Annotated in this window: 9 protein-coding genes; 5 read left to right on the top strand and 4 right to left on the bottom strand. The window is 73.7% G+C overall.

Features of this window, described 5'->3' with window-relative positions; all coding sequences use genetic code 11:
- The first annotated feature begins 122 nt into the window (after positions 1-122).
- Both ACQPXS_RS24890 and ACQPXS_RS24885 read left to right on the top strand, forming a co-directional pair.
- Positions 123-968 (top strand): SCO2400 family protein, encoded by an 846-nt coding sequence (locus ACQPXS_RS24890; protein ID WP_433451463.1) that lies wholly within the window; start codon positions 123-125, stop codon positions 966-968.
- Between the two features lie 77 nt (positions 969-1,045).
- Positions 1,046-1,540, top strand: coding sequence for a hypothetical protein (locus tag ACQPXS_RS24885; RefSeq protein WP_433451462.1), 495 nt, complete (start codon positions 1,046-1,048; stop codon positions 1,538-1,540).
- A 2-nt stretch (positions 1,541-1,542) separates the two neighbouring features.
- On the opposite strand, the gene ACQPXS_RS24880 is transcribed toward ACQPXS_RS24885, so the two are convergent.
- Together ACQPXS_RS24880 and ACQPXS_RS24875 are read right to left on the bottom strand one after the other, a co-directional pair.
- Positions 1,543-6,336: a DNA repair ATPase gene (locus tag ACQPXS_RS24880; RefSeq protein ID WP_433451461.1), complete on the bottom strand. Its 4,794-nt coding sequence runs from the start codon at positions 6,334-6,336 to the stop codon at positions 1,543-1,545.
- Positions 6,337-6,466: 130 nt separating this feature from the next.
- Positions 6,467-8,656, bottom strand: coding sequence for a flotillin family protein (locus tag ACQPXS_RS24875; RefSeq protein WP_433451460.1), 2,190 nt, complete (start codon positions 8,654-8,656; stop codon positions 6,467-6,469).
- Positions 8,657-8,944: 288 nt separating this feature from the next.
- On the opposite strand from ACQPXS_RS24875, the gene ACQPXS_RS24870 reads away from it, so the two are divergent.
- The 3 genes from ACQPXS_RS24870 to ACQPXS_RS24860 all read left to right on the top strand — a co-directional run bounded on the left by ACQPXS_RS24870 (position 8,945) and on the right by ACQPXS_RS24860 (position 10,984).
- Positions 8,945-10,024 carry a PucR family transcriptional regulator gene (locus tag ACQPXS_RS24870; RefSeq protein WP_433451459.1) on the top strand — a complete coding sequence of 360 codons (1,080 nt, stop codon included), beginning with the start codon at positions 8,945-8,947 and terminating at the stop codon, positions 10,022-10,024.
- A gap of 127 nt (positions 10,025-10,151) precedes the next feature.
- Entirely contained in the window at positions 10,152-10,619 is a 468-nt protein-coding gene (locus tag ACQPXS_RS24865; protein ID WP_433451458.1) for a hypothetical protein, read from the top strand.
- A complete protein-coding gene (locus tag ACQPXS_RS24860) occupies positions 10,616-10,984 on the top strand; it encodes a winged helix-turn-helix domain-containing protein (RefSeq protein WP_433451457.1) in 369 nt (122 codons plus the stop codon). Before ACQPXS_RS24865 ends, ACQPXS_RS24860 begins: the two co-directional genes overlap by 4 nt.
- Before the next feature lie 33 nt (positions 10,985-11,017).
- Here ACQPXS_RS24860 and ACQPXS_RS24855 read toward each other — a convergent pair whose 3' ends face one another.
- Both ACQPXS_RS24855 and ACQPXS_RS24850 read right to left on the bottom strand, forming a co-directional pair.
- Positions 11,018-11,965 carry an MIP/aquaporin family protein gene (locus ACQPXS_RS24855; protein ID WP_433451455.1) on the bottom strand — a complete coding sequence of 316 codons (948 nt, stop codon included), beginning with the start codon at positions 11,963-11,965 and terminating at the stop codon, positions 11,018-11,020.
- 104 nt (positions 11,966-12,069) lie between these two features.
- Positions 12,070-12,735, bottom strand: coding sequence for an SDR family NAD(P)-dependent oxidoreductase (locus tag ACQPXS_RS24850; protein ID WP_351803107.1), 666 nt, complete (start codon positions 12,733-12,735; stop codon positions 12,070-12,072).
- Positions 12,736-12,814: the final 79 nt, after the last annotated feature.

Genomic DNA, 12,814 nt, shown 5'->3' with positions numbered 1-12,814 from the left:
GGGACACGGCAAAAGGCCCCCGCAAATCTGCGCAGGAGTGCCACACGGGCTGCACACAGCCTTTCGAAAGGCTCGTTACCGTGACGGTCGCCCGCTCCCCATTGGACTCAGGAAGACCACAGATGGACTACTGCTCCTCGTGCCGCCGGCACCTCAACGGCGCCCTGGTCTGCCCGGGGTGCGGTGCCTACGCCCCGGACATAGCCCCGCCCCGCTCCACCTCCGCCGTCACGGCCGTACGGCCCGCCGCCGACGACTGGTTCGGAGCCAAGGAGCCTGCCTCGGCATCGCCCGCCGACGCCGAGGGCACACCGCCCGCCGACGTCACCGACGCCCCGCCCGCCGGCCAGGGACGCGCCGCCCGCCGCCGGCAGCTGGCCCGCTGGAAGAAGAACAAGCGCCGGGCCGCGGTGGCGACCGCCGTCGCGCTCGTCGGCGGCGGTCTGACGCTCGCCTCGCTCGACCGCGGCAACAACGACCGCGCCCAGGCGGCCACCGCACCGGACAACCGGAGCATGAGCCTCACCGACGAGCCCTCGGGCGCCCCCAGCGACCCGGCATCCACCCCCGCGTCGCCCGCCGCCCCGCACCGGCACACGCCGGCCACGCCGACGGCGCGGACGCCCGCCGTGAGCGCCCCCCAGCAGCAGCACTCCGTGGCCTCCGCACCCCGCACGGCCCAGTCCGCCGGCCACCCGCACACCGGCACGGTCACCGCGCACCAGGACGCACCGGCCGTACCCGCCTCGCAGGCCGCACCGGCGGCCCCGCAGCCGCGCAGCACCACGCCGTCGACCTCCGGCACGAGCACGGACACCAACGCGGGCTCCTCCGGTACGACGGCACAGCCGACGCCCTCCACCGGCACGGGCAGCGGCAGCGGCACGAGCAGCGGCACCTCGACCACCCCGGCCACCGGTTCGACCTCGCACGACCAGCTCTGCCTGCTCCTCGTCTGCCTCGGCTGACGGGCACCACGCGACACGCCCGGCAGGGCACCCCCGTCGGTCGGCTACGCTGCGCGTCCGGCGACGGGGGGAGACACATGTTCGGCACAATGTCCGGCAGGCGACTGCGTGCCGCCGGTGTGGCGGCGGTCCTGCTCGGCGCGCTCGCCGCGTGCGGGGGCGGCCACGGAGGAGACGACCCGGACCCCGTGCACGGCCTCAAGGACACGCTCCGCCACGTCACCCGGAAGACCACTCGGGCCACCCGGCCGCACCTGGTCAAGCGGTGCACGACAGGCACCCACCAGGTCCGGCACTCCTCCCGCTCCGGCTCCGGCAGCCATCGCCTCACCCGCACCTGGTACACCACCGAGCACTACCAGGACTGCCACACGGTGCGCAGCGGCACCGAGACGTACCGCAGGGAAGTGCGCCCGGAGCGGTGGTGCGTCCGCCTGGACGACGTGAACGGCAACCGCAAGCGGGACGACGTCTGGTACCGCGTGGACCGGCTCGACTACGACCGCGTCCTGGACGCCGCCGACCACGCGCGCGTGCAGTTCGTCCCGGTGTTCCCGGACACGGGTTGCTGACGTCACCGTTCCCGCGCGCGTTCGATGGCCGACTCCACCGCCGCGATCCGGTCCGCGAGCAGTCCCAGCGCGGCCACGGCCCGGCTCACGGGATCCTCCTCGGGCCCCCCTAGCGTGCGGGCGCGGACGTGGGCGGTCTTCACCTCGGTCCAGCGGGCGGCCTCGGCCGGGGTCAGCGTGCCGCGCAGTTCGGCGAGTTTCAGCAGGTTGGCCTCGGCGCCCGTGGTGAGGGTCTGGGCCTCGGCCGTGTAGTGGTCGTCGACCACGGCCTCGCGTTCGGCGTCGTTCATGACCGGGCGCAGACGCTGCGCGATCCGGTTCATGTCGCGGTAGGAGCCCTGGAGGCGGAACGGGGGTTCCGTGCGGGCGGCTGCGGACTGGGCGGCGGAGGCGATGTAGGCCTCGTTCACCTTCAGCACCGTGGCGCGGACCGCCATCACGTGCCGCAGCACGGCCACCGTGGCGTCCAGTTCGGCCGGCGGCATCGGCCGGCTCAGGCGGTCGGCGCGAACCGTCGGGTCGGCGCCGGCCAGCCGGACCAGGAGCTCCAGGTCGGCGCGGTCGCGGGCGGCGAGCGGGGCCAGCACCGGGTTGGCGGTGAGGGCGTTCTCGACGAAGCTGAGCGCGAAGACGTCCTCCTTGCCGGTGAGGACGTCGCCGAGGTTCCACACGTCGGCGCGGTTGGCGAGCATGTCGGGGATGCGGAAGCGCTCGCCGGACTCGGTGTAGGGATTGCCGGCCATGCAGACCGCGAAGCGCTTGCCCCGCAGGTCGTAGGTGCGCGGTTCGCCGTCCCAGACGCCGTCCACGCGCCGGGTGGCGTCGCACAGCGGGATGAACTTCTGCAGCAGTTCGGGCGAGGTGTGCTGGATGTCGTCCACGTACAGGAGCGTGTTGTTGCCGGCCGCCAGCGCGAAGTCGATCTTCTCGATCTCGCGGCGGGCGGTGGCGTTCGGGGCGTCGGCCGGGTCCAGCGAGGTGACGGTGTGGCCGAGCGCCGGGCCGCTGACCTTGACCAGCATCAGGCCGAGCCGGTCGGCGACGTACTCCATGAGCGTCGTCTTGCCGTAGCCGGGCGGGGAGACCAGCAGGAGCAGCCCGCCGGTGTCGGTGCGCCTGGACTCGCCGGTGGTGCCCAGCTGCCGGGCCAGGCTGTCGCCGATCAGCGGCAGGTACACCTCGTCGACGAGGCGGTTGCGGACGAAGGCCGACATCACCCTGGGGCGGTGGTCGTCCAGGCGGAGCCGGTCGCGCTCGGCGGACACCAGGGCCGTACGGCGGCGCTGGTAGGCGCGGAAGGCGGGCACCTCGTCGGCCGCGAACCGGGTCGTCCGGGACAGGAACTCGTCCAGGCGGAGGGGCAGTCGGCCGTCGGCCACGCGCGGGTGCGTGCCCAGCAGGCCCTCGGCCGTCGCCGTCAGCGGGGCGTCGCCGTCGTAGCGCGGCAGGCCGGGGCAGAGCTCGGCGGCGACCGCCTCGGCCAGCTCGCCGGGCCCGGCGTCGGTGCCGGTGGCGGAGGCGTACGCGGCGAGCCAGGCGTGCACCACCTGCCGGCGCGCGGCCAGCTCGGTCAGCCCCTCCAGGTCCGTGCGGTAACTCCCCTCGGCGTGCCGGAACTTCTCCAGCAGGGTGCGCGCCGTGACACCCAGCACGAACCCCTCGGGACCGCCGGTCAGCTCCTCGAAGAGGTACGCGGCGGCCGGCCCGCCCGCCACCGACGCGTCCCACGCCTCGATCGCCGCTGCCAGCTCCCGCTGAAGCTCCCCGATGGCCGGTACGACACCGAAGGCGTCCCGGGCCCGGGCCAGCGACACCACCCGCCGGGACCAGGCCGACCGGACCTCCTCGGTCGTGCCGTGCGCCCAGAACAGCTGGGCGGCGGCACGGGCGGCGGGCTCGTGGCGCAGGGTGCCGGCACCTTCGTACAGCGGCAGCAGGGCCGTGAGGACGACCGTCGCGTCGTGGTCGTGGACACCGCGCTCGTAGCCCTCGTCGTACGACTCCTGCGCCGCCCGGCGGACCAGGCCCGGCAGGTCCTCGGCGGCGGCCAGGGCGGCCGGGCCGTGCTCGGCGAGCAGACGGGCGGCGAGGTGCTCGGCGCGGTAGACCTCCGGCGACTCCGAGGGCAGGTGGCGGTCCCAGAAGGGGCGGTACGCGGCGAAGTCCGGGTCGGTGACCGGGGCGCGGTAGTCCGTCCCGGTCACCGCGAAGGCGAGGGTGTCGCCGTGCGGGACGAGGGTGAGGTCCAGTGGCTGGGTGTTGACGGCGAAGCGGTGGCCGCCGAGCAGCAGGGTGCGGCCGTCCTCGGCGTACAGGTCGGCGCGGTCGCGCAGGGCGCGGGCGGCCTCCTGGCGGGCGGACTTCAGCCGGCCGTCGAGCTCCTCGGCGCGCACGCTGTCGCCGAGGGCGCGCAGCTCGTCGGCGGTGCGGCGGACCTTGGCGACCAGCGGGTCGGAGGCGAAGTACGTGGTGACCGCGTCGGCGTCGGGCAGCGTGGCGGCCCGGCGGGCGACCGACTCCAGCATGCGCCCCGCCGAGAGCGCGAGCTGTTCGGCGCGGCGGGCGCGGGCGTCGGCGAGGGACTGCTTGCGGGCGGCGAACGCCTCGTAGATCTCGGCGCGCCGGTCGGCGAGTTCCGCGAGGAAGTCGTCGAACTCGGCGAACCGGCCGTCCAGGTCCTCCAACCTGGCCAGGACGGAGGCGAGTTGGTCGTCGCACTCCTCGGGCGTGCCGGACGCGGCGAGCGCGGCGGTGACGGCCTGGGCGAGCAGCGCGGTCTCGGCCCCGAACTCGGCCCGTCCCTCGCGGTCCTTCAGGCTGCGCCGGCGGGCGTCCAGGGTCGCCCGGGCCCGGTTGACGCCGCCCAGCACCTCGGCGATCCGTTCCAGGACGGCCGTACGGACGGTGGCGTCGGCGATGTCGAGGCCGGTCACCACCTCGGTGACCGTGCGCAGCCCGTCGGAGAGCTCGTCGAGCCGGGCGGCGACGGGCGAGCCCTGGGCCACGGTCTCGACGGCCGCCGCCTCCCCGACCAGCCGCTCGACCTCCGCCTGCTGCCCCGCGAAGGCGTCCGCGCGGGCCAGGAACTGCACCGCGCGCCGCCCGAAGGCGGCGAGGTCGTCCTCGGCGGCGGCCGCCAGCTCCTCCAGCCGGGCGGCATCGACGTACCGCAGCTCCCGCAGGGTGAGCAGGTGGCCGTGCGCGTGCCGGAGTTCGGTCAGTCCGCGCACCCAGGCGGCGGCCTCGCGCGGCGCCACGCCGCGCAGCCGCCGGACCACGGCGGCGATCCGCTCGTCTGCCTCGTCGAGGACGTCCGCGGCGTGCCGGGTCAGCTCCCGCACGGTCTCGAACTCGCCCAGCACCTGCTCGGCGGCCGTCCGGACCTCCCCCAACGGACCGGCCAGGTCGCCCAGTTCGGGCTCGGTGAGCCAGTGATGGGTGTCGGCGGCCCGCACACAGGCCGCCGCCAGCGCCCGGTACCCCTCGCTGGTCTCGATGCCGTCGGTGACCAGCCGGGCCACGGACAGACAGTCGGCGAGCCCGCGCACCAGATCCGCGTTGCCGACCCGGGCGAACGCGCCGGTGCCGGTGCGCAGCGCGGCGGCGTGGGTGTCGGAGACGTACGGCGAGGTCCACCACTGCACCGGATGGGTGTGCGCGGGTTCCTCGCCCCCGTCGCGCAGCACGGCGAGCGCGCCGTCCTCGAACAGCGCCCAGCCCCGGCACGGCAGCGGCTTCGCGACCTCCTTGCGCAGGGTGTTGTACGACAGCAGCAGGGCGCGCCCCCCGGTCCGGGACCGGAAGGCGTACAGCACGTCCTCGCCGTTCGGCGCGCGCACCTCGCGCTCGAACTCCAGGCCCGTGACGTCGAGTTCGTACGTCTTGTGGGTCCCGCCCGCCAGGCAGTACCCGCCGGGGAAGACGATCCCCTGCTCCTCGGGCAGCCGCCGGCACGCCTGCCCGATCCCGTCGAGCCGCACCACCGTCCGGCTCAGCGTGTCGAAGACGAGGTACCGGTCGGCCTCCTCCTTGTACGGCCGCACCCGCAGCAGCACCAGCGCCCCGGCCCGGGCGTGCCCGACCGCCGCGTCCGCGAGTGCCTGCAACGGCTCCTGCACGGGTTCGGCGTACAGCTCCTCCCCGTCCTGGGTGCGCACGGTGAGGGAGCCGCCGACGGTGCTCACCCCCAGCCCCCCGGGGACGGCCACGTACTGGTCCCGGCCGAGGACGTGGTCCTCGCGGGTGGTCTCCGTCCAGGTCAGGTCCTGGGCCGGCGGGAAGACGTCGTCGCGGTCGCCGCGCGCGTCCAGGAACGCCACGCGGCCGTCCTCGGCGAGGCTCCAGCGCAGCACGCGGACGTCCTCGGCCTTCTCACCGGTGCGGAACACCGCCAGCAGCCGGCCGTCCACCCGGCGCAGCCGCAGCAGGCTCGCTTCGCGGTAGTAGCGGTGCAGCGCGCTGAACTCCCTTACGAACCGGGGGTCGTCCAGCAGACCGGGTACGGCGTCCTCGGCCGCCTGCTCGCCGTCGCGGCCGTACAGCACGAGGACGTCCGTGGCTGCGCCGGTCGCGCCGAAGAGGAGCGCGTCCCCCACGGCCACGATGTCGCTCGGCACGCACGCGTGCTCGGTGCGCAGGCGAGCGGTGCGCGCGAGGTCCAGCCGGGCCGAGCCGAACTCCTCGGCGCGGCGGGTGTTGAGCACCTCGGCCCGCCGGGCGAGCTCGGCGGCGTGCCCGGCGAGCCGGTCGCGGAGCACCTCGTAGGTACCGGCGTCTACGGCACCGTCGGTTGCCATGGCGGATGCGTTTCCCTTCGTGGGCCGTGCGGCTACGAGCTCGGGGCTGCGGGTCGTCTGCCGACCGCGGGTACGTGGTGGGCTGGTCGGCTTCGGGGCAGCGGCACCTCACAGCGACCAGCCCCCGGCCTCAGCTCCCCGCACCGCTCCCGTTCAGGGCTGCGAGCGGGGTGTCCGACAGGCCCAGCTCGCTCGCCCTGTCCAGGAGTTTCTGGAGTTGCCCGGCGTTCGGGCCGCCCCCCTTGATCTGCTTCATCAGCAGCGCCGACACCGTCAGGTTCCGCACGTCCGCCGAGCCGAGCGAGCCGAGGATGCGGGAGAGGTCGTCCGTGAAGCTGCCCGTGCCGTCCAGCCAGGGCTTCGCCAGGGACTGCGCGGTGTGGGAGCTGTCGACGAAGCCGTCCACGCCCTTGCCGAGGGCGATGGAGGACACCAGGCGGTCGAAGAAGACCGAGTCCCCGCCGACGATGTCGATGTCGGCGTTCTCCAGCCCGGTCGCCAGCACCGTCGCCTGCGCCTCGGCCACCTGCCGCTGTGTCTCCAGACCGGCCAGCCGGATCTCCTTCTCCGCCTGCAGCCGCAGCCGGTACTCCTCGTGCCCGCGCGAGGCCTCGTCCAGCGCGGCCATCGCGGCGGCCTTCTCCGTCAGGCCGGCGGCCTCGGCCTTCAGCTTCTCGCCGATCGCGGTGGCCTCCGCGAGCGCCTTCGCCTTGGCACCCTCCGCCTCGGCCAGCCCCTTGGCCCGCGCACCTTCCGCCTCCGCCTTCAGCCGCGCCTCGGTGGCCTCCGCCGCCGCCCGTGCGCCCTCGGCCTCCGCGAGGCCCTTGGCGCGTGCGCCCTCCGCCTCGGCGAGCGCCTTGGCCTGGGTGCCCTCGGCCTCGGCCCGCAGCCGTGCCTCGGCGGCCTCCGCCGCCGCGCGTCCGGCCTTCACGGTGACCTCGGCCTCCTTGTCGCGGACCTGCACCGCGGCAAGCCCCTCGGCGGCGGCCTCGGCCTGGACGCCCTCGGCGAGCCGCAGCTTGGCCCGGGCGTCGAGGTCGGCGGTCTTCAACCGGGCCTCGGCCAGCGTCAGTTCCTCGGCGGCCCGGTGCGTGGCGGCCTGCTCGGCGGCCTCGGCCGCCTTGATGTCCTTGACCAGCTTCTCCTGCGCCTCCGCCTCGGCGGCGATGACGAGGGCCTGCCGCTCCCGCTCCGCCTCCTCGACCACGCGCAGCTTCTTGATGGACTCCTCCTGCTCGGCGACCGTACGGTCCACCGCGACCCGCTCCCGGATGACCTCGGCGATCTCCCGCTTCTCCGCCTCGACCTCCTTCTCGGCGGCGATCTTCGTCAGCTGGGTCTCCCGCTCCCGGGCGATGACCTCCAGCAGCCGGTCCTTCTCGATGCGCTCGTTCTCGACGGCGATGACCCGCTCGCGGTTCTTCGCGGCGACGGCGATCTCCCGGGCCTGGTTCTCCCGCTGCACCCCCAGCTGCTCCTCGGTGCGCAGGAAGGCGCCCTGTGCGCGCAGCCGCTCCTCCTCCACCACGCGGGCGGTCTCGGCCTCCTCGCGGGCCCGGGAGGTCTCGATCTCCCGCCTCTGCTTGATCTCGGCGTCCGCCTGCCGCCGCTCCAGCTCCAGGATGGCCTCGCGGGCGTCGACGTCCTGGCGGGTGATCTCCTTCTGCTCGTTGCGGCGGGCCTCGTTGGTGCGCACGTGCTCGATCGCCGTCAGCTCGGTGATCTTGCGGATGCCCTCGGCGTCGAGGACGTTGGCCGGGTCCATCTGGGACAGCGGGGTCTGCTCCAGGTAGTCGATCGCCGCGTCCTCGAGGTGGTAGCCGTTGAGGTCGATGCCGATCAACTCGATGATGTGGTACCGGAGTTCCTCGCGCTTGGTGTACAGGTCGGTGAAGTCCATCTGCTTGCCGACGGTCTTCAGCGCCTCGGAGAACTTCGCGTGGAACAGCTCCTGCAGCGTGTCCTGGTGGCTGGCGCGCTCGGTGCCCACGGTCTGGGCGACCTTGATGACGTCCTGGACGGTCTTGTTGACCTTGACGAAGAACAGGATCCGGATGTCGGCGCGGATGTTGTCCCGGCAGATCAGCCCGTCCCGGCCGGAGCGGCTGATCTCGATGGTCTTCACCGAGATGTCCATGACCTCGGCCTTGTGCACGATCGGCAGCACGACCTGCCCGGTGAAGGACACGTCGACCCGCCGCGTCTTCGACACGATCAGGGCCTGGCTCTGGTCCACCTTGCGGTACAGCCGCGAGAAGGCGAGCAGCGCGAGCAGCACGACGACGAGACAGGCGGCGACGAGCACGCCGAGGACTTCCATGGCATACGTCCTTGCGTCAGACGATGAAGTACGGAAGCCCCCGGGATCGCGGTGCCGGACCATGTACCGGACCCCCGTACCGGTGCTTGGACCACCGGTCATGTGCCGGCGCCGGCACCGCGACCCTCCGTAGTGCTCCCCGCGGACGATGGTGCGGCCAGGGCGTTCACCCTCGCATTGCCGGTGTCCGGCAGTGTTCACTAGGGTCTGGATGCCGGACAGTTGCTAAGAAAGCGTCACCGGCGCGTCAAGATCGCTGGAGCACGGGGGACGGGGGCCGGGACCGGCATGGGGGACAAGCACGACATACGCGATGCGTCCGAGCACTATCTGGACGGTTTCACCCGGACACTGGCCGAGGTCTCGGCCACCGGCCGGCGGCTGACCAGGGAGGAGCTGAAGTCCCGGCGGACCCTGGGCGAGCAGGCCGCCGAGGCCGGGCACGGACTGCGCGCGCTGATCGTGGCCCACCTGGCCGCCACCCGCGCCGCCTGGCCGGCCGTGCCCGGCTCGGCCGAGAGCAGCCTGGCCACGCTGGCCGCCGTCGAGCAGGCGATCGACGCGTTCGCCGAGGGCTACGAGCGCGCGCAGCGGCTCACCGTACGCCGCGAGGAGGCCGCGCGCCGGGAGTTCATCGACGACCTGCTCTACGGCCGCAGCGACCTGGGCCGCCTCGCCGAGCGCGCCGAACGCTTCGGCCTGCACCTGTCCCGGGCGCACGCGGTGGCCGTCGCCCAGGGCCTGTCCGCGTATGTCGAGGGCGGCCCGGTCGCCCGCCGGGTCGAGGCCGCCGTGCTCGCCCGCTTCGACTCCCGCAGCATCCTGCTGACCACCAAGAACGGCCGGATGCTGTGTGTCGCGCCCGGCGACGAGGACGAGATCCTCCTGCACTTCGCCAAGCAGGCGTACGCGGCGTCGGACGGCGTCCGGATCGCCATCGGCCGCCCGCAGCACGGCGCCGGCGGGGTGGTGCAGTCGTACGAGGAGTCCCTCGCCGCGCTGGAGATGGCCGCCCGGCTCGGCCTGCCCGGGCCGGTGCTGCGCGCCGCCGACCTCCTCGTCTACCCGGTGCTGGCCCGGGACCGGCAGGCGCTGGTCGACCTGGTGACACACACCCTCGGCCCGCTCAACCGGGCCCGCGGCGGAGCCGTGCCCCTGCTGGACACGCTCGCCGCCTACTTCGACTCCGGCTGCGTCGCCGCCGAGGCCGCCCGCCGGCTCTCCCTCAGCGTCCGCGCGCTCACCTACCGGCTGGAACGCATCCACAAACTCACCGGCGCCGACCCCGCCGACCCGGCGCACCGCTACATGCTCCAGACCGCCGTGATCGGCGCCCGCCTCCTGGACTGGCCGAACCGGCCGCTGTAACCGCCGTCCCGTCAGGGATACTTCACCCTCGAAAGTACTTGCATTCATGGAAAGTACTGTCCATGCTTACGGCACGAACCGAGGCGGCCCGACCACCCGCCCCTCGCTGCCCGAACCGGAGGCACACATGAACAGCAGCACGGGGGACCCGATGGACGCCCGGCAGGCCCGGGACGCGCTCGCCGCCGCCTGCGCCGCACGGACCGCGGCGCGCAGGGCGAGCGAGCGCGACAGGCCCCGCGGGTACGCGATAGGCCAGGGCCTGACCTTCGCGGCCGGATTCACCGCACTGGGCGTCGCCAACCAGGAGCCGCAGTGGGGGATCTGGCTCCTGCTCGCCGCCCTCCCGTGCCTGATCGCCTTCTTCGTGCTGATCTGGCTCGGCGCGCACCACGGCGGAGTGACACGCTGGTTCAACCGCGACCGCGGGCCCGGCCGGCCGGCCTGGTACGCCTGGGTCGTGCCCTTCGTCCCCCTGGCCATCGGCCTGCTGGCCGCCATCCCGTACGGCACGACAGGCTGGCTCATCGCCTTCGGCCTGGCCTCCGGCGCGGACTACGTCCTGCGCGCGACCCGGCGGGCCGCCGTCGCATGACCGGCCCGACGCGCGGCGCGCCCCCCGCTCTCGACCGCGAACTCCACCACCCGACCCGGCTCGCCCTCGCCGCCTACCTCTCGGCGTGCGGCGAGGCGGAGTTCGCCGTCCTGCGGGACTACTGCCAGGTCTCCGACTCCACGCTGAGCAAGACCCTCTCCGCGCTGGAGAAGACCGGCTACGTCGGCATCCGCAAGGGCTACCTCGGCAAGCGCCCCCGCACCTGGGCCGCGCTCACGCTCACCGGCCGCAGGGCGCTCGACCGCCATCTGGCGGCGCTGGAGGAGATCGCCGCGACGGCCCGCCGGGCCGCGGCCACCGGCACCGGTACCGGTCCCGGTACGGAGGACACCCCCGGCAGCTGAAGGACCGTTGCCGGAGGGCCGCCGTCCGCAGGCCTACTCCTCGTCGGTGGTGCGCGCCGCGGTCGCCCGCCCCGGCTCCGGTGGCTGGGCCAGCTCCGCCCGGACCAGCAGGACGTCACCGATGAAGAGGTCGTACACGATGATCCCGATCACGCCTCCGATCAGCGGCCCGGCGATGGGAATCCACCAGTAGCCGCTGTACACGCCGGACACGCTGCCCGGGAAGGCGAGGCTGCCCCAGCCCTCCGCATAGGTGAGCAGGCGCGGACCGAAGTCACGGGCCGGGTTGATGGCGTAGCCCGCGTTGGCGCCGTAGGACATGCCGATGGCGGCGACGACGAAGCCCACGATCAGCGGGGCGAGGTTGGCCTTCACGGCCTGGTTGCGCACGTCGAGGACGGCGGCGATCAGCATCAGCAGGAACGCCGTACCGACGATCTGGTCGATCAGCGGCCCCCAGATCCCGCCGTGGAAGTACGCCGCCGGGAAGGTGGCGAAGATCGAGAAGGTGGCGTTCGTGTGCCCGTTCACCTTCGGCGGGGGCGCGGCGTGGTCGTAGGCGGCGATCGCCTGGTGGTACACGAGATAGACCAGTGCAGCGCCGGTGAAGGCACCGACGACCTGCGAGAACCAGTACGGCAGGACCTTGGCCCAGGAGAAACCGCGCCGCACCGCCATGGCCAGCGTGACCGCCGGGTTCAGATGGGCCCCGCTCACCCCGCCGCCGACATAGACGCCGAACACGACCGCGAACGCCCAGCCCCAGGTGATCAGCAGCCAGTCACCGGCCGCCAGGAAGATCGTCGTGGGCGTCGCGGCACGGCCCGAACCGGGCAGCGCGGCGACCGCCGTCGCGACCACGCCGCAGCCGAAGGAGACGAGCACGAAGGTGCCGAGGAACTCGGCGAGGCACTCGCCCAGCAGTCCGCCCCGGCTCCTGAGCCGGGACGGCCGGACGATCGCGGGGATGTCGACGGCCATGGCGCCCCCCTCGAAGAGAGCAATACGCCCAACATCACCATATTGGCGCACAAAACCCCGCACCGCAGGGTGACGGTGTCCCGTCAGATGGTGACAGCGCCCCGTCAGCTGTCGAGATCGTCGGCGAAGTGCCGGAACCCGTGCCGCTCCCGGTGCATGCCCCACAGCGTCTCCGCCAGCACGGCCGGATCCTTGCGGGCGTGCCCGGGAGTGATCGCCCCCGGGATCACCAGCTGCGCGACATGGATCCCCTCGCCGGCCAGCCGCTCGTGCAGCAGATGGCCGTAGGCGGTCTCCGCGGCGAACGCGATGGACGTCCCGGCGCGTTCGGTGTGGGGTACGACGGCGGTGCCGCCGTTGACGAAGAGGATCGTCCCGCGCCCCAGCCGGCGCATCCCCGGCAGCACCTGCTGCACGGCGGCGACGGGGCCGTAGACGGAGAACTCGATGGGCCCGACGAGATCCCGGTGCCCGGTCTCCAGCACGGGCCGCATGAAGTCGCGATGCGGCACCGGGCTGTACTGCAGCACCTCGACGGGCCCCAGCTCGGCCGCCGCCCGCCCCAGAGCCGCGGTCAGCTCCTCGGGCCTGCGCACATCGGCGACGAACCCGCGGGCCGTCACCCCGCTGCCGTCGAGGTCCCGCACCAGCGCGTCGAGCCGCTCCCGTTCCCGGGCGAAGAGGGCCACCGCGAACCCCTCCCGCCCGAACCGCCGCGCGACGGCGGCCCCCAGCCCCGGCCCCGCCCCGACAATCGCGATACTGCTCATGCCCACCATCCGTACCGCACCCGCCACCGCGCCACACACCGGCCCCGCCATGACGACCGAAACGACGTGGTGGCGGCAC

This window comes from Streptomyces sp. CA-142005 (assembly GCF_050942335.1).
In the GTDB taxonomy this organism is placed as follows: Bacteria; Actinomycetota; Actinomycetes; order Streptomycetales; family Streptomycetaceae; genus Streptomyces.
The sequence above is the reverse complement of the archived record's forward strand: the minus strand, read 5'-3'. Positions and strand labels throughout refer to the sequence as shown.